12 protein-coding genes and 1 tRNA gene are annotated in these 17,684 nt (G+C 41.4%); 9 read left to right on the forward strand and 4 right to left on the reverse strand.

The window, feature by feature from the left end:
- Positions 1–46: 46 nt before the first annotated feature.
- From V7L20_RS16005 to V7L20_RS16025, 5 genes are all read left to right on the forward strand, one after another.
- On the forward strand, positions 47–1,285 hold the full coding sequence (locus V7L20_RS16005) for a glycoside hydrolase family 10 protein (RefSeq protein WP_334745027.1): 1,239 nt from the start codon (positions 47–49) through the stop codon (positions 1,283–1,285).
- Positions 1,285–1,845, forward strand: a complete 561-nt coding sequence (locus V7L20_RS16010; RefSeq protein WP_334745028.1) for a hypothetical protein — start codon at positions 1,285–1,287, stop codon at positions 1,843–1,845. The genes V7L20_RS16005 and V7L20_RS16010 overlap by 1 nt, the downstream gene beginning before the upstream one ends.
- 366 nt (positions 1,846–2,211) lie before the next feature.
- Entirely contained in the window at positions 2,212–4,461 is a 2,250-nt protein-coding gene (locus V7L20_RS16015) for a sensor histidine kinase (protein ID WP_334745029.1), read from the forward strand.
- A gap of 62 nt (positions 4,462–4,523) precedes the next feature.
- Positions 4,524–4,595, forward strand: a tRNA-Lys gene (locus V7L20_RS16020).
- A gap of 613 nt (positions 4,596–5,208) precedes the next feature.
- Positions 5,209–6,744, forward strand: coding sequence for a flavin-containing monooxygenase (locus V7L20_RS16025; RefSeq protein WP_334745030.1), 1,536 nt, complete (start codon positions 5,209–5,211; stop codon positions 6,742–6,744).
- 21 nt (positions 6,745–6,765) lie between these two features.
- Here V7L20_RS16025 and rppA read toward each other — a convergent pair whose 3' ends face one another.
- Positions 6,766–7,458, reverse strand: coding sequence for a two-component system response regulator RppA (rppA, locus tag V7L20_RS16030; RefSeq protein ID WP_334745085.1), 693 nt, complete (start codon positions 7,456–7,458; stop codon positions 6,766–6,768).
- Positions 7,459–7,533: 75 nt separating this feature from the next.
- On the opposite strand from rppA, the gene hisG reads away from it, so the two are divergent.
- Positions 7,534–8,178 carry an ATP phosphoribosyltransferase gene (gene hisG / locus V7L20_RS16035; RefSeq protein ID WP_334745031.1) on the forward strand — a complete coding sequence of 215 codons (645 nt, stop codon included), beginning with the start codon at positions 7,534–7,536 and terminating at the stop codon, positions 8,176–8,178.
- Between the two features lie 232 nt (positions 8,179–8,410).
- On the opposite strand, the gene V7L20_RS16040 is transcribed toward hisG, so the two are convergent.
- Positions 8,411–10,255, reverse strand: coding sequence for a tetratricopeptide repeat protein (locus tag V7L20_RS16040; protein ID WP_334745032.1), 1,845 nt, complete (start codon positions 10,253–10,255; stop codon positions 8,411–8,413).
- A gap of 353 nt (positions 10,256–10,608) precedes the next feature.
- Between V7L20_RS16040 and V7L20_RS16045 the strand changes: the two genes are divergently transcribed.
- Genes V7L20_RS16045 through V7L20_RS16055 form a run of 3 tightly spaced genes read left to right on the forward strand, consistent with a single transcriptional unit; the run spans position 10,609 to position 15,898 of the window.
- A complete protein-coding gene (locus tag V7L20_RS16045) occupies positions 10,609–13,179 on the forward strand; it encodes a GAF domain-containing protein (RefSeq protein ID WP_334745033.1) in 2,571 nt (856 codons plus the stop codon).
- An 8-nt stretch (positions 13,180–13,187) separates the two neighbouring features.
- Positions 13,188–13,613, forward strand: coding sequence for a response regulator (locus V7L20_RS16050; RefSeq protein ID WP_334745034.1), 426 nt, complete (start codon positions 13,188–13,190; stop codon positions 13,611–13,613).
- Between the two features lie 5 nt (positions 13,614–13,618).
- Positions 13,619–15,898 carry a hybrid sensor histidine kinase/response regulator gene (locus tag V7L20_RS16055; RefSeq protein WP_334745035.1) on the forward strand — a complete coding sequence of 760 codons (2,280 nt, stop codon included), beginning with the start codon at positions 13,619–13,621 and terminating at the stop codon, positions 15,896–15,898.
- Between the two features lie 370 nt (positions 15,899–16,268).
- Here the strand turns inward: V7L20_RS16055 and ychF are convergent, their stop codons facing one another.
- Complete coding sequence (gene ychF, locus V7L20_RS16060) at positions 16,269–17,360, reverse strand: redox-regulated ATPase YchF (protein WP_334745036.1); 1,092 nt, start codon at positions 17,358–17,360, stop codon at positions 16,269–16,271.
- 45 nt (positions 17,361–17,405) lie between these two features.
- A complete protein-coding gene (locus V7L20_RS16065; RefSeq protein ID WP_334745037.1) occupies positions 17,406–17,657 on the reverse strand; it encodes a hypothetical protein in 252 nt (83 codons plus the stop codon).
- Between the last annotated feature and the right edge of the window lie 27 nt (positions 17,658–17,684).

Raw genomic sequence — 17,684 nt, forward strand, 5'->3', positions numbered from 1 at the left:
ATTTTGTAGTTATATATATTCCGATCGCACTAGGTCGCGCTTACAAATGAATCGGGTTGTTCGCCGTTGTGTTTCTTGCTTACTGTGTTTGGGATTAGTAGTCGCTTTAACAGTTTTTTTCCCCTCTTCACTGCCAGTTTATTCCCAAAAAACAAGTCCTTTAACTACAGAAATTCGCGGCGTTTGGCTCACTAATGTTGGTAGTGGTGTACTATTTCTTCCTTGGGGTATTAACCGTGCTATAAATCAATTATCGGCTCTCAACTTTAATACAATTTATCCTGTAGTTTGGAACCGAGGACATACTTTTTATAAAAGTGCAGTAGCCAAAATAACTACAGGCTCAGAAACTCAACCTTTGCTTAACTTCATGCATGGTGGACACGATGTTTTAACAAAGATAGTAACACTTGGTAAAAATAAAGATTTGAGAGTCATTCCCTGGTTTGAATACGGATTCATGACACCGCATTATTCACAATTAGCAAGGCATTATCCCGACTGGTTGACAATTGGGCAAAAAGGTATAAAGTCTACTCAAGATGCCCCGCCAGAAGAAATCGACAATATTTTAGTAACTAAGCTGGCCTGGTTGAATCCTTTACATCCGCAAGTGCAAGAGTTTATTCAAGAGCTAATTTTGGAAGTAGTGAGGAATTATGATGTAGATGGTATTCAGCTTGATGACCATTTTGGGATGCCTGTACAGTTCGGATACGATCGCTTTACTATAGAACTCTATCAACAAGAGCATCAAGGTAAAAGTCCCCCAACTGACCCTTTTAACTCAGAATGGATGCGGTGGCGGGCAGATAAAATTACTGATTTCATGGCAGAAATCTACCAAGCTGTCAAGGTAGTTAAACCCAAAGTTAAAATATCTTTATCCCCTAACTCTCAAACTTTTGCTTATAAATACTATTTGCAAGATTGGGAAAATTGGGTAAAAAAAGGTTTAGTTAATGAGTTAATTTTGCAGGTATATCGAAATGACAAAAAGTCTTTTATCGCTCAACTAGAACTTCCATCTATAAAATTGGCTCAAAGTATAATTCCTGTAGGTATTGGGATATCAACAGGAACCTTCAGAAATCCGGTGAAAATGGCACACGTTAGAGAACAGGTTCAGGTAGTGCGCGATCGCAATTTTGATGGTATCTCCTTTTTCTACTGGGAGAGTTTGTGGGGTTACATCGTACCGGAATCACCCCAACAGCGACGCAAAGGTTTTTTTGAAATGTTTAATGCCAGAACTGTCAGATTATTACAAACAAAGAAACTTTGATGCCATTCGCGCCTAAAAATACTAAATTTGGCTTTACATTGCTGTGGACTTTAGCTACTTTTGGCGGATTTTTATTGAGTTTACTCTTTATTGAAGTCGGTGAAAAGCCAGATATTGGAGTAATAGAAGCGGCTATCGGCGGATTTGCGATCGCACTTCCTCAAGGTTGTGTTCTCAAAAAACCTATATTTTGTATCAGGTGGATTTTGTCAAGTCTTTTGGGTTGGAGTATCATCACCGCGATCGGTATTGGTGCGCTGGGTTGGATAGTACCTAGCACTCAGATTTTCCCTGTGAGAATCCTGTCTGGGGCGGTTTATGGGGCACTTGGCGGCTTGGGGATTGGATTAGCACAATGGTTAGCAATTACCCAATATAACGGGTGGCAATGGATATTTGTCTCTTCGGCAAGTTGGGCTGTTGCTGTCCCTGTGGGTTCTGCTGTTGGGATGATCTTACACCGCCTGATGCAGTTATTCTTAGGCGAAGTCATGGGATTAGCTATTACTTGGCTACTGGTTGGTATCTTCACCGGAATGAATGCTCATAAATTGCGATGACTGAGGGTGGAATTAAGCATCCTTACGACTCCCAATTCCCCCTCGTTTTATTAAGAATTGTAAATTTTATTGATGTATAGTGATACTTGCACTTGGATATATGCAAAAATCTTGAAAAACTGTTAAAAATCAACTTTCAGTAAGTTTGCGCTAACCTGCAAATGTATTTTTGCCTTCAAAAAGCAGGATTTGTTAAGCTGACTTTTATTAGCTTTCCTAGATTTCTGACAAAAAGTAGAGAAAGATCCAAATTTCGATGAGCAACAGCTGACAAGACTTTGCTATAGGCGCTAAAGTGCATCTACTACAAGCGTAACAACAAGAGAGCGCCTAGAAGAGTTAGTAATACCAGACAGGGACTCTCGCATGAATATAAATCCAACGGAATCAACTATAGAGTTGATAAAATTATCACCACCTCAGATTCTCTTCGGCACAGAAGTAGATGAGAAAACTAGTATTGAGCAGTTTATACGAAGCATGTACGATTCTGTGCAAGCATCAATATTTGTAGTTGATGTTCTAGAGGACGGAGATTTTCGATATGTGGCACTTAATCCCACTCATGAGCAGTGGATAGGCATTCGCTCAGATGATCTCCGGGGCAAAAAACCAGAGGATATTCTCGCCCCCATCGATGCTGCTAAGGTGCGTCAACATTATGCTGAATGTGTGCTATCGGGCAAAACTATTTCTTACGAACAATGTTTGCAATTCCAGGGGGTTCCGACTTGGTGGAGTACGACTCTCACCCCACTACGGGATGCTAACTCCCGGATTTATCGACTGATTGGTACTAGTAGCAATATTACTCCTGTGAAGCAAGCAGAACAAACAGTTGGACTCCAAGTTAAACGAGAGCAATTATTAGAAGCGATCGCAGGAAGGATTCACCAATCTGTAGAATTTGAGACAATTCTGCATCAGACAACAATTGAACTGCGGCAATTTTTGAATTGCGATCGCGTCCTCATTTATCGCTTTGAGGCTGATGGCAGTGGGGTAATCATTGCCGAATCAACTGTGGCTGCAAGCGATCTCCTGTTGGGAAAAAACATCACCGATCCCTGCTTTAGTGGCAAACATCAAGAACACTACAGTCAAGGTTGCATTCAAGCTGTTGAAGATATTTATGCAGCTGGGTTGCATCCTTGCCATATAGATTTTCTGGCATCTTTGCAGGTGAGAGCCAATCTAGTTGTGCCGATTTTCCAAGAGCAAGATATGTGGGGACTATTGATTGCCCATCATTGCCACCAATCGCGTCAATGGCAGCAAACAGAAACTGATTTACTCAAACAGTTGGCAACTCAAATTGGCATTGCTGCTGAACAAGCAGAACTTCGTCAGCAAATCAAGGATCTCCAAGCAAAGTTGGAGTTGCACAAACACAAGCATAAAAATCAGTTGCAGCAGGTGCGAAACTTTGAAGCCTTGGTGCGACGCATGACAGAACAAATCCGCGACAGTCTGGATGAAAGTCAGGTGTTGCAGACAGTAACTCAGGAATTAGCAGAGTTACTGAACCTTGACCGTTGCCAAATCGAACTCTATAGCGCCTGTCAAACTCTGGTTACTATTACCTACGAGTACAGCATTAACCTACCTCGGTGTCAAGGATTGACTAAAAAGATTGCTGACCGTCTTGAAGTTTATCAGCCACTGTTGCAAAAACAACCATTGCAATTTTTGGAAATTGTGTCAGGATGGCAACCAAAATTGTTGGTTATGTCCCAGATGGCTTGTCCAATTTTCGATACTCAAGGGATTTTAGGAAACATTTGGTTGACAAGACCATCACAAGAGGCATTTGATGAATTTGAAATAGAGTTAATGCAGCAAGTAGCAAGTGAATGTGCGATCGCCATTCGTCAAGCCCAGCTTTACAAACAAACCCAGGCACAGGTAAAAGAATTAGAAAAATGCGATCGGCTCAAAAACCAATTTCTCAGAAACCTGTCCCAAGAACTGCGGACACCAATAACTAGCATCAGCCTTGCAGTCCAAACCCTTGAAAGTGTCCTCACACCAGCAGAAATATTAGAGATAGAAATAGTTCCACAACTCTTGCAGATTCTGCATAACGAGTGTGGGCGAGAAAACAAGTTAATTAACGACCTACTCACACTCACATATCTCGAAGCCGAACCCGATCCCCCAACATTGATTGCCATTGACTTACAAAGCTGGCTTCACCCCATTGTTGAGTCTTTTCGAGACCTCACCAACTGCCAGCGACAGCAGTTAAACCTGAGTGTTGATCCTGGACTCCCGCTTTTAGAAACAGATATCACAGATATGGAGAGGATTATCACCGAACTACTCAATCATGTCTGCAAATATACCCCAATCGATGAGTCCATTATAGTTTCTGCTCACCTGACAGGAGACACAGTAGAGCTTAATATTAGCAATTCTGGACTAGAGCTTACCAGCAATGAACTGTCACGGATATTTGAGCCTTTCTATCACCTTTCCAAACACGATCCTTGGAAACATAGCGGCACTGGACTAGAATTGGCATTAGTGCAGAAAATGGTCAGACATTTAGGCGGCTCAATTTATGTAGAGAGTGGAGTCGGTCAAACCACCTTCACCATCAAATTTCCTCTTTAATTAGTTTTTTGGGTACGGCACTAGCTAATTTCTTAGGAGTCTGCTATAATAGTTATTTGTGTGGGTGACTAGCTCAACGGTAGAGCAGTAGACTCTTAATCTATTGGTTGCGGGTTCAAATCCCTCGTCACCCACTTTTAAAGTATTTTCAAAGTTTATTAATCAATAATTCTTCAGATACATATTGGTATATTGCCATACCAAGATGTTGGTATATTGCCATACCAAGATGTATCTGACTTTTTAGTATATGTGGAAAAGTAGAAAGTTATGGAGTTGCCATTGGTGTCAACTTGAGTTAGACATAGCTTAAATGTTGGTTTCCTTGCCCGCCTAGAACTAAAGTTCAAGGCTAACAGCTAAAGTCTACTGAGTAGACTAAAGATTTTTGGATATGTTTTAGCCCACATTCTGCAGGTAGGCAAAAACTTTTTGACATTTTTCAAATCATTGTATAGCAAGGCTTTAAGTTATTTATCTTTTGATGTGGTCAAGGCTGAAACATTAAATGTTAATCATCAACTTGTGGCTTATTGATACTATTCTCAAGTAACTTAATTGCGATCGCATCTGGACTCAAAGGTCTTACTTTGGATACCAGTCAATGTCAACCAGATAGTAAGCACCTACTATTAGTTCAACAAAGAGGCAGTTCTTGAAGCCTACCACAGATGTGGTTCAAATAAATAAAACCTGCTATAAATTCATCTTTGCAGAAATTATTTCATAATTTACTTAAAAAAGAATATGGAAATCAAACAAATTTGCGTGATTGGGGCTGGAATTAGCGGCCTGGTAACAGCTAAAACTTTTGTCGAGGAAGGCTATAACGTTACTGTATTCGAGAAACAAAAAGGACTTGGTGGTGTTTGGGAAAAATCTCGAAGTTACCCAGGATTAACAACCCAAAATACAGGTGACACATATAGTTTTTCTGACTATCCCATGCCTGCATCTTACCCAGAGTGGCCGACAGCAGAGGATATGCGGAATTATCTAAATTCATACGCCCAGAATTTTAGAGTTTTTGAAAGAATTCACTTTCAAACAGAAGTCACCAATGTTTCTCGAAAAACTGGAGAACGGCCAGGATGGGTAGTTACCATCAGAGTGAAAGAAGGTAATGGGGGTGAAACAAAAGAAGAAAAGCATGAATTTGACTTTGTGCTAGTGTGCAATGGCATATTTAGTTTCCCTAATTTACCTTCTTTGCCTGGTAGGGAGGAGTTCGCAGCATCTCAAGGACGGGTACTCCATTCTACTGAGTTTAATGATGCTTCAATCATTGAGGGTAAGCGGGTAGTGGTAGTGGGTTTTGGCAAATCTGCCTGCGACATTGCGACTTTAGCAGCGAACATAGCTAAAGAATCCACCCTCGTCTTCCGTCAACCTCTGTGGAAGGTTCCAAGATTTTTTCTGGGTTTAGTAAACCTGAAGTATGTTTTATTAACCCGCTTTGCAGAAGCTTGGTTTCCCTACCGTCAGATGGGACGGATTGAAAGATTGCTGCATACTCTGGGTAAACCGCTAGTGTGGGCTTTCTGGCGCACTAACGAGATGGTGCTACGCCTACAATTCGGTCTTGATAGCTGCGGCATGTTGCCCGAACAACCGATGAATCAGGCTAACTGTCAAATTACTATAGCTCCTCCAGATTTCTTCAAGTATGTACGCTCTGGTAAAATTCAGGCAATTAAAACCAGCATCGCCAAGTTTATCCCTGATGGTGTGGAATTAGCCAATGGTCAGCAGTTGCAGGCAGATATAGTAATTTTTGGTACAGGATTTAACCAGGAACTTCCCTTTCTCGAAGAAGAATATCGTCGACAGATAATTGATGAAGACGGTAATTTTAACCTTTACCGTTATCTGATTCATCCTAATTTTCCACAGATGGGTTTTGTTGGCTATAACAGCAGTTTCTATTGTCAGTTGACATCAGAAGTTAGTGCTTGGTGGCTGCTAGAATATGTCAAAGGCAACTTGTTATTACCTTCGCCCTCAGAAATGTATCAAGAAATGGCAGCAGATATGAATTGGATGAAAACTCAATACAATAATGTTGTAGCGAGGGCGACATGCATTGCCTCATTTTCCTTGCGTTACACTGAGCAACTCATGGAAGATATGAGTGCAAATAATCAGCTTGGTGTCTGGAAGGAAATTTCACAGATTATGATGCCTGTGGATTCATCCCTCTACAACAAACTTCGACAGGAATTAAAGTCGCAAAGATTGAAAAAAATTAATGATTCTTCTAACGAATTAACCGAATCATTGTGAGTTGAAAGCAAGTTGCTATACTTACTCCACTGAGGTAGCACTGAAACGATACCCTTTGCCGTAAACTGTATGAATCAGTATAGTTTCTTTACCTACCTCAATCTTACGGCGTAGCAAGCGAATTAATGCCGCAATCACATTACTACTTGGTTGTTCTTCCTCTTGCCATAAATTCTCCATTATCTGGGCATGAGTCATTAGTTGTCCAGTGTGTTCCATAAAATATTGCAGCAGCTGGCTTTCTTTTTGGGATAGCTCAATTATTCGTTCTTGGCGATAGGCTACTTGATTTTCACAATCGAGTTCTAAATCAGCGACGGTTAAACGTCCGCTAGTGGTTTCATAGGTTTGGGAACCAGAACGACGCAATAAAGCACGAACTCTGGCTAGTAACTCTCGCAGTTCAAAAGGTTTAACTAAATAGTCGTCTGCACCAGCATCTAAACCTTGTACGCGGTCATCTAGAGTATCTTTGGCTGTGAGAAACAGCACGGGAGTGGTTTTACCTTGGCGTCGCAATTGCTGACAAATTTCTAACCCCGTTTTTCCTGGCAGCATCCAATCTAAAATTAGTAGGTCATAACTGCCTGCTTGTGCATGTTCGCTGCCACTTGTCCCATCGTAAGCGGCATCTACAGTGTAACCCTCGCGAGTTAATAAGCGACTCAAGGGTTCAGTTAGTTCAACTTCATCATCAACTAATAAAATTCTCATGCTGCTTGTGGTAAGCATATAGAGATATTCTCAATATTATTCAACTGCTGGGACGCCAAGGATACTAAAAAAAGAATGCTGACTGTTGCATTGCCAAAAGGGGAACTACTTAAAAATAGCATCCGCTTGCTACAATTTGTAGGATTAGATTTTAGTGCTTTTTTAGATTCAGGAACTCGCCAACTTCAAATTATTGACACTCAAGGACTTGCAAAAGCTTTGTTGGTGCGGGCGCAGGATGTGCCTGTCTATGTGGAATATGGTCAGGCACAACTGGGTGTTGTTGGTTACGATGTGTTGCGGGAGAAGCAGCCGCAAGTTGCCCACTTGGTGGATTTGCAGTTTGGGCATTGTCGGATGTCGGTGGCGGTAAAAGCATCTAGTTCTTACCGATCGCCTTTAGATTTACCTCCGCATGGTAGAGTTGCTTCAAAATATGTCAATTGCGCTCGTGAATATTTCTACAGTCTAGATTTACCTGTGGAAATAGTGCCGTTGTATGGTTCAGTGGAACTAGGGCCAATTACTGGTATGTCAGAAGCGATCGTGGATTTGGTTTCTACAGGGCGGACTTTGCGGGAAAATGGTTTGATTGAAATTGCTACTCTATATGAAAGCACGGCACGGTTGATTGCCCATCCTCTGAGTTACCGCCTGAACACAGGTAATTTGAGTGATGTAATTGCCAAGCTTCGGTCAGCTGTTTTGGTAGGGGTTTAACAGTAGCCCTTTTAAGGTGAGCATATGTACTATTAAGGTTTTTACGGCATTTCAAGCATCGGCTGGAATTGAACAAAGAATTTATCCATTAAACTCCAAATTTTGAATTGTATAATTAAGCGATGCCTAAGCTAAAATACCAAAATTAGGTTCAAATACCATTTATTAAATAGTACAAACGTTCACCTTGAAAGAGCTAGTTCTAATACAGTTTTTATGAATTGGTATTAGATTAAAGCTTAATGCCAATTTTTTTGCAAGTTCCTAAAGCTTGCCGATACAAGTCTAAGGATCTGGGATTTTGATTATAGGTAACGTAGATTGCTCCAATGTTTTTCAGGGTTATGCATTCACTCGCAACGGAGCCAGTTTGTTGGTGAATCACTAAAGCTTGTTCAAAAAACTCTATGGCTTTTTTGTACTGACGCTGGTTATAGTAGACTGACCCAATACTATTGAGGGCTGTACCTTCTCCTGATTTGTTGCCAATTTGTTTGTTAATTGCTAAAGCTTGCCCAAAGAATTCTAAAGCTTTGGGATATTGTCTCTCGCTGTAATAAAATGCCCCCATGTTATTAAGGGTTGTACTTTCTCCTGATTTATTGCCGATTTGTTTGTTAATTGCTAAGGCTTGCTCAACAAACTCTAAAGCTTTAGAGTACTGCTTCTGTTCATAATAAACTGACCCAATACCGTTAAGAATAGAGGCTTCCTCAGCCTTAGTGCCGATTTGTTGGTAAATCGCTAACGCTTGCTGGTAAAACTCTAAGGCTTTAGGGTATTGACCCTGGCTTCTGTAAAATACCCCCATATTCGCAAAACTTGTACCTTCTCCTGCTTTGCTACCAATTTGTTTGTTGATTGCTAATGCTTGCTGGTAAAACTCTAAAGCTTTGGGGTACTGACCTTGAATGGAGTAAACAGCCGCAATGCTATTAAGAATCGAACTCTCCCCCGCTTTGCTGCCGATTTGTTGGTAAATGGCTAAGGCTTGCTGGTATAATATTAAAGTTTTAGCATACTGACGCTGGCTAGAGTAAACTGACCCAATACCTCTAAGGTTTGCACTTTCCCCTTTCTTGTCGCCGATTTGTTTGGCAATATTATTTGCTTGCTGGTAAAACTCTAAAGCTAGAGCATACTGACTGAGGTTGTGATAAATTGCCCCAATACCATTGGTCGCCTGACCTTCCCCCTTCTTGTTGCCGATTTCTTTGGCAATGCCATTTGCTTGCTGGTAAAACTCTAAGGCTTTGGCGTACTGATTTTGGCTGGAGTAAAACTCTCCAATAGCATTGAGTGTCTTACTTTCCTCTTTCTTGTCGCCGATTTGTTTGGCAATGCTATTTGCTTGCCCAAAGAACTCTAAAGCTTTGGCATACTGACTCTGGCTAGAGTAAACTTCTCCAATATCATTAAGGGTTTGAATTTCTTCTTTCTTGTTGTCGATTTGTTTGGCAATGCTATTTGCTTGCTCGAAGAACTCTAAAGCTTTGGCATACTGACTTTGGCTAGAGTAAACTTCTCCAATACCATTGAGGGTCTTACTTTCCTCTTTCTTGTCACCAATTTGTTTTGCAATGCCATTTGCTTGCCCAAAGAACTCTAAAGCTTTGGGGTACTGATTGATGTTGTTGTAAACTGACCCAATGCCTCTAAGTATTGCACCTTCCCCTTGTTTGTCGCTGATTTGTTTGGTAATGTCTAAGGCTTGCTGGTAGAACTCTAAAGCTTTGGGATACTGACCGATATCGTTATAAACTTCCCCAATTTTATTAAAGGTCTTTGCTTGGTGGGAGCGATGCTCCTTTGGAGCCGCTTCGCTAACGCCAATTTCTTGATCAATAACTAAAACCCGTTGAAATGTCTCTAATGCTTCTGTTAACTGACCTTGATTATACTGGTGTTCGCCTACTTGGTACAGACGCAATGCCTCATCTGTGCGTTTTTGGTCTGTTTGCGTCTGTGCCGATGTACTTAATATTGTTGAATTAATTACAAATAATGGTAAGGTCAAAGTTAGAGAAACTAACACACTCGCACTCAGCAAACTCTGTCGATGAAGTTTGTTTTGCACCCAAGTCCTGAAAAAATAATCCATAGAAATACTCGTTGCTCATTTAAAGCAGAGATATTTTCCTTTAGTTATATATCACTCTTTTTGTGAGAAAATTACGCAGATGTTGCAAAATGAACAAGTGTAAATGTGGACAACCCAAACAAACTTAGAGGATGTTTCCAAAATCAGAACTAGTCAAAAATCATCCAAGCCGTCTGACCATTAGCTGAATCATTAAAAAAATTTAAACAGACTTCTTTGAACAGCCAAAGACAGGGAAAGAAATAAGTATTATTAAAAAATGTTAAGCTATTCTTGAGATGGCCATGCTACTAACTGGATATTACATTTAGATTTTTTAATCAAAATTAATGAACCCAGGACACATTGATACAGAAATGGCAAGGCTAGAAGCGCTTCGCCAGTATCAAATTCTTGATACCGAACCGGAAGAAGCCTACGACAATCTTGCTCAGTTAGCGGCATTTATTTGTGGCACTTCCATCTCTTTGATAAATTTCATTGATGAAAACCGTCAATGGTTTAAGGCAAAAGTAGGTTTAAATATATCAGAAATGCCCCGGAGTGTTGGCTTATCTTACCTTTGCCAAGAGCAGCGTAATCTTGTAGTGGTTCCTGATACCCTAGCTGATGAAAAATTAGCAAATAATGCGATGGTAACTGGCTATCCTTATGTGCGGTTTTATGCAGGTGTACCTCTAATTACCCTGCAGGGAGATATGCTAGGAACTCTGTGCGTAATTGACCAAGTTCCACGGGAATTGAACCAAGAACAACTACAGGCGCTTGTAGGTTTGAGTCGCTTGGTAATCGACCAACTAGAACTTAGGCGTCATGTAACTGAAGTATCTCAAGTTACCGAGCAATTAATAGCACACCAGCAAGCAGCACACGCCGAGTCGGAAGCTGCGAGAATCCGCATTGCTAATTTGCTCGAAAGCATTACTGATGCGTTTTTTGCCTTAGATAAAAAATGGCGATTCACCTACATTAATGGTCAAGCAGAATTACTGTTGCAAAAAGCCCAGAATGAATTATTAGGTCAAAGCATCTGGGAGGTATTTCCAGAACTCATAGACACAAGATTCCATCGTGAGTATTACAGAGTAATGTTAGAACAGGTGAGTGTGAAATTTGAGGAGTTTTATCAGCCACTAAACTGCTGGTTTCAAGTCCACGCTTATCCTGCAAAAGACGGCTTGTCTGTTTATTTCCAAGACATTACTGAACGACGGCGCACAGCAGAAGCACTACGAGAGAGTGAAGAACGCTGGCAATTAGCATTACATGGTAATAATGATGGTATTTGGGATTGGAACCTTAAAACTAATGAAGTGTTCTTCTCAACTCGCTGGAAAGAAATGCTCGGCTATAAAGACTACGAAGTTTGCAACGTTTGGGATGAATGGACAAAACTAATCCACCCTGATGAGCGAGATTGGGTAATGCAAGCTTTCCAAGACCATTTTGCCAAGAAAACGCCGTTTTATGTTTGTGAATATCGAGTCCAATGCCAAGACGGCAGCTATAAATGGATTCTAGATCGAGGACAGGCACTTTGGGACGCATCGGGTGATATAGTTCGTATGGTGGGTTCCTATACTGATATAACAGATCGCAAGCGAGCAGAGGAAGAATTAAAGCGACAGAATTTGCGATCGCAATTATTTGCTGAAATCACCTTGAAAATTCGAGAATCTTTACAAATAAACGAAATTCTCCAAACTACGGTTACTGAGGTACAAGAACTACTACAAGCTGACCGAGTTTTAATTTTTCAACTAGAGTCTGATGGTTCGGGAACAGTAGTGCAAGAGGCAGTGCTACCTGGTTGGCCAGTAATTTTGGGAAAAAATATTTTTGACCTCTGCTTTAAGGAAGAATACATAGAAAGATATCACCAGGGAAGAGTCAGTGCCATTGAAGACATTGAAACCGCTTATATTCAACCATGCCATCGAGAATTTCTTCAACAGTTTGCTGTCAGAGCTAACCTTGTAGTACCAATTCTCGTCAGGGAAAGCATTTGGGGCTTGTTGCTGGCTCATCAGTGTTCTACACCTCGACGGTGGAATGACTTTGAGACGGAGTTATTAAAGCAACTAGCTAACCAAATTGGGATTGCTTTATCTCAAGCGCAACTATTAGAAAAAGAAACTCAGCAAAGTCAAGAACTGGCTCGTTCTAATGCGGAATTGGAACAGTTTGCTTATGTAGCTTCCCATGACTTACAAGAACCGTTGCGGATGGTAACGAGTTATTTACAACTACTAGAGCGAAGATACAAAAATCAACTTGATGCTAATGCTGATCAGTTTATCAACTATGTAGTAGATGGGGCGCGGCGGATGCAGACGCTGATAAATGATTTGTTGAATTATTCTCGCGTTAGTACCCGCGGACAGCCCTTTATACCAGTAAATTGTAGTATTGTCTTAGAACAGGCGATCGCTAATCTACAAATTGCGATCATGGATAGTAAAGCAATTATCACTCACGATCCTCTACCTGAAGTAATGGCTGATGCTACCCAATTGATACAAGTATTTCAAAACCTGATTGGTAATGCGATTAAATTTTGCCGTCATCAGCAACCACGAATTCATATCAAAGTAGGGAAGCTAGATGCAAATCCAGAGGGGGAAAGTTTAAATGTTATCCCGTCGGTAGATGAATGGTTATTTTCGGTGCGTGATAATGGCATTGGTTTAGAATCCCAGTATAGTGAACGTATTTTTATAATTTTTCAGCGCTTGCACGGTAGAGATAAGTATCCGGGTACTGGAATTGGTCTGGCAATTTGTAAGAAAATTATAGAACGCCACGGCGGCCGGATCTGGGTTGAGTCGAAACTGGGTGAAGGCTCGACTTTCTACTTCACAATTCCAGATAGAGTTCTTAATCAATCGTGGGCATCATAACAGCAATTATGCCTATTGAGGTTTTGTTGGTAGAGGACAATCCTGGCGATGCCCAACTTACACGCATCGCCCTGGAAGATAGCAAAATTTCGATTCACTTGAATGTGGTCGAAGATGGGGTAGAGGCAATGGCATTTTTGCGAAAGCAGGAAAAATATGTCGAAGCAGCCCATCCAGATATTGTGTTGCTCGATTTAAATCTCCCCAGAAAAGATGGGCGAGAAGTACTAGCAGAAATTAAAGCAGATGAAAACCTTAGACGAATTCCTGTAGTAATTTTGACGACTTCCCAAGCTGAAGAAGACATCCTCAAAGCCTATAATTTATGTGCAAACTGTTATATAACTAAACCCGTAGATTTCGATCAATTCGTTAAAATTGTACAATCAATAGAAAATTTTTGGTTTGCGATTGTAAAACTGCCACCGGAGTAGTGGAAATGGCAGGTAAAAATATTAAAGTCTTATTAGTAGAAGATAACTCTGGTGATATCTTTTTATTACAAGAGTTTTTAAAAGAAGTTACTACAGTTGTAGTTGATTTGTCGCCCGTTGAGCGACTTTCCGAAGCACTCAACTACCTAGCTAAGGAACCTTTTGATGTAATTTTGTTAGACCTCTCGCTGCCAGATAGCCAGGGACTGGAAACTTTTGTCATCGCTCACCATCAAGCAAAAGCCACTCCGATAATTGTGCTGACGGGTATAAACGATGAAACCCTAGCAATTAGAGCAATGCAAGAAGGAGCGCAAGATTATTTGGTGAAAGGACAAGTAACTGGCGACTTGCTGGTGCGCTCCATGCGTTATGCCATCGAACGTCAACGGGCAGACAACGCCCTGCGACAGAGTGAGGAACGATTTCGGGTGGCTCTGAAAAATTCTCCCATCTTCGTTTATAACCAAGATTGCGAGTTACGGTACACCTGGGTTTACAATCCCTTCAATGGATTGACAGTTGAAGAAATGTTGGGTAAACAAGATTTGGATCTTATCCCAGATGAAGATGCTCAACGTCTCACCACAATTAAACGTGAAGTGTTAACCACTGGCATAGGAACGCGAGAGGAAGTATCAATCACAATCAAAAATACAACTCGATATTACGATTTGACAGTTGAGCCATTGCGGAACGAGTCGCAAGAAGTTGTCGGCGTGACATGTGCCAGTATTGATATTAGTGAACGACAAGCCGCGCTACGCGAACGCAAATTGGCAGAAGAAAAAATCAGCGAACAAGCAGCATTACTTGATGTGACCACAGATGCCATTTGTCTGCGAGATTTAAACAATCAAATTATTTTCTGGAACAAAGGCGCAGAAACACTTTATGGCTGGAAAGCTACAGAGGCTTGGGGTAAAAATGCTAGTGAGCTTTTGTATGACGAACCTTCACCAGAAATTGAAGCGGCTCTTTTACAAGTTGTTAGTAAAGGAAAGTGGCAGGGCGAGTTAACTAAACTTACTAAAATGGACAAGGAAATTCTTGTTTCTAGTCGCTGGAGTTTGGTGTGCGATGATCAAGGAAAACCTAAATCAATTCTTACTGTAGACACAGATATTACCGAGAAAAAACACTTAGAAGCCCAATTATTTCGCGCCCAACGCCTGGAAAGTATTGGTACTTTAGCTAGTGGCATTGCTCACGACCTCAACAATATCCTGACACCGATTTTGACAGGAGCGCAACTGCTACCGCTCAAATTTCCTCATGCAGATGAGCGAACTCGCCATCTACTAGAAATTTTGGAAATCAACGCAAGACGCGGTGCTGATTTAGTTAAACAAGTGTTGTCCTTTGCGCGGGGTGTAGAAGGGAAGCACATCACTTTGCAACTCAGGCATCTGATAGTGGAACTAGCTAAGATTCTCAAAGAGACATTTCCCAAATCCATAGAAATCAGCACTGACGTACCGCAGGATTTGTGGATGGTTTCTGGAGATAGTACCCAACTGCATCAAGTGCTGATGAACCTCTGCGTTAACGCCCGGGATGCTATGGCCAATGGCGGTAGTTTGAGTATTTCTGCTGAGAATCTGTTGATTGACGAAAATTATGCCCGGATGAACCTGGAAGCCGAAGAGGGGCCTTATATAGTGATTACTGTCTCCGATACTGGAACTGGGATTCCGAAAGAAATCTTAGATAGAATTTTCGAGCCATTCTTTACCACAAAAGATGTCGGACAAGGCACTGGTTTAGGACTTTCCACCGTAATGGGGATAGTTAAAAGCCACGGAGGTTTTGTGAACGTGTATAGCGAACTGGGAAGTGAGACTAGCTTTAAAGTTTACTTACCAGCAGTAGGGGGAATGGAAACACTCACTCCAGAAGAATTATCACTACAGACAGGACATGGAGAATTGATTCTGGTTGTGGATGATGAAGCTGGCATTCAAGAGATTACCAGAACATCATTAGAAGCTCACAACTATAAAACCCTAATTGCTAGTGATGGCATTGAGGCGATCGCGCTGTACGCTAAAAATAGGGACAAAATTAGTGCTGTAGTAATGGATATTATGCTGCCCTCGCTAGATGGTTTAACTGCCATCCGTACCCTGCGAAAAATCAACCCCCAAGTCAGAATTATTGCCAGTAGTGGATTGATGTCTGAGAAGAAGCTCAGTTCCTTAACTAACATTGGTGTCGATACGTTTTTGCCGAAGCCCTATACTGTTAACGAATTATTGCTTTCTTTACAGAAAGTACTATCATGAGTCAAGTAATTACGTAATTATCTTGTTAATTGGAGTACAAAATACAATACAGTTCAGTTAAGCACTTTTTCCTTCTCTTTGCGTCCTACCCTGCAAGAACGCACTCGCGTTCGTGTCTATGCGTCCTTTGCAGTAGCCTGCGGCAAGCCCTTCGGCTTGGTGCAGTCGCTCATGGGGGAAACCCCCATCGCCTTTGGCATCTCTCCTTGGGAGAAGACCGCGCTGGTTCACCGATGCAACGTCTACGTTAAAAAAATTGACTTTGACAAAGAGTTTTAGCCTTAACCCAAGCGTATTGGGTTACAGTGCGATCGCAACTTGGTGTAGGTTGACCATTATCTTATCGATAACGGCCACTCATTAATTACACCTACACATTAAATCGGAACAACATTACATCCCCTTCCTGCACAACATACTCTTTCCCTTCACTGCGAACCAACCCTTTTTCCTTCGCAGCATTCATCGAACCATTTGTTACCAAATCTTTATAGGCAACAGTTTCAGCACGAATAAATCCCCTCTCAAAATCACTGTGGATTACACCAGCAGCTTGAGGTGCAGACATTCCCATATTAATTGTCCAAGCGCGGGTTTCTTTAGGGCCCGAGGTAAAATATGTTCGCAAGCCTAAAAGGGTGTAAGTTGCCCGAATCAATGATTTCAAACCGCCTTCTTCCACATTTAAAGACGCGAGGAAATCCGCTTTATCTTCATCTGGTAATTCTACTAATTCCGCTTCAACTTGAGCCGAAACTATCACAACTTGGGCATTTTCAGTTGCTGCAATTTGCCGCACTGTTTCCACAAAATGATTACCAGTTGCCAACTCATCTTCAGATACATTCGCAGCGTAGATAATCGGCTTATAAGTAAGCAGATCCAGTCCTTTAATAATTACTGCTTCTTCTTCATTCAAGCTCACCTGACGCACCGATTTACCTTCATTTAAAGCCGTAGCTAATTTTTCTAAAACTATGATTTCAAATTGTGCATCTTTGCTAGTACGAGCTTGTTTGCGAGTGCGGTCAATTCGCCGCTCAATTTGTGCTAAATCTGATAAACCCAGTTCTATATTAATGATTTCAATATCTCGCGCTGGGTCAACAGAACCAGCAACGTGGATAATATCATCATTTTCAAAACAACGTACCACATGGACGATCGCATCAACTTCCCGGATGTGGGACAGGAATTGATTTCCTAGTCCCTCACCCTGACTTGCACCTTTAACTAAACCAGCAATATCTACAAATTCAACCCGCGCCGGGATAATTTGTGCCGAACTGGCAATCTTAGCAAGAACATTTAACCGTTCATCCGGGACTGCGACAACGCCGACATTCGGTTCAATCGTGCAAAAAGGGAAGTTAGCTGCTTCTGCTTTGGCATTAGCAACTACAGCATTAAATAAAGTAGATTTTCCGACGTTGGGAAGTCCGACAATTCCGGCTCTTAGCATTTTGGATTTTAGATTTGGGATTTTGGATTACATTACCAAGGTAATCTAAACAGGTTCCGGTATGGTTTGGGGAATTGGTTCTGGAACTGTTTGAGGAATCGGCTCTGGAACCGTCTGAGGAATGGGAGCAGGTACTGGTTCTGGTACAGGCCCAGGTAAAGGTTGGGGAATCGCTGGCCCCGGTACAGGTTCAGGACTCGGTAACGGGTTCGGTTCAGGATTAGGACTAGGTAGCGGATTCGGGCCAGGAGTAGGAATTTGTGGGTCGGGTATAGAAATCGCAGTAGGATTAATCATGATAAGTCTAAATTAAATTATTCAACC

This window comes from Nostoc sp. (assembly GCF_036916735.1).
Taxonomy (GTDB): Bacteria; Cyanobacteriota; Cyanobacteriia; order Cyanobacteriales; family Nostocaceae; genus Nostoc.

Excerpts from the sequence above, each read along its gene's own strand:
- V7L20_RS16005 (WP_334745027.1), top strand. The coding sequence starts at position 47 with ATGAATCGGGTTGTTCGCCGTTGTGTTTCTTGCTTACTGTGTTTGGGA.
- V7L20_RS16010 (WP_334745028.1), top strand. The coding sequence starts at position 1,285 with ATGCCATTCGCGCCTAAAAATACTAAATTTGGCTTTACATTGCTGTGG.
- V7L20_RS16015 (WP_334745029.1), top strand. The coding sequence starts at position 2,212 with ATGAATATAAATCCAACGGAATCAACTATAGAGTTGATAAAATTATCA.
- V7L20_RS16025 (WP_334745030.1), top strand. The coding sequence starts at position 5,209 with ATGGAAATCAAACAAATTTGCGTGATTGGGGCTGGAATTAGCGGCCTG.
- rppA (WP_334745085.1), bottom strand. The coding sequence starts at position 7,458 with ATGAGAATTTTATTAGTTGATGATGAAGTTGAACTAACTGAACCCTTG.
- hisG (WP_334745031.1), top strand. The coding sequence starts at position 7,534 with ATGCTGACTGTTGCATTGCCAAAAGGGGAACTACTTAAAAATAGCATC.
- V7L20_RS16045 (WP_334745033.1), top strand. The coding sequence starts at position 10,609 with ATGAACCCAGGACACATTGATACAGAAATGGCAAGGCTAGAAGCGCTT.
- V7L20_RS16050 (WP_334745034.1), top strand. The coding sequence starts at position 13,188 with ATGCCTATTGAGGTTTTGTTGGTAGAGGACAATCCTGGCGATGCCCAA.
- V7L20_RS16055 (WP_334745035.1), top strand. The coding sequence starts at position 13,619 with ATGGCAGGTAAAAATATTAAAGTCTTATTAGTAGAAGATAACTCTGGT.
- ychF (WP_334745036.1), bottom strand. The coding sequence starts at position 17,360 with ATGCTAAGAGCCGGAATTGTCGGACTTCCCAACGTCGGAAAATCTACT.
- V7L20_RS16065 (WP_334745037.1), bottom strand. The coding sequence starts at position 17,657 with ATGATTAATCCTACTGCGATTTCTATACCCGACCCACAAATTCCTACT.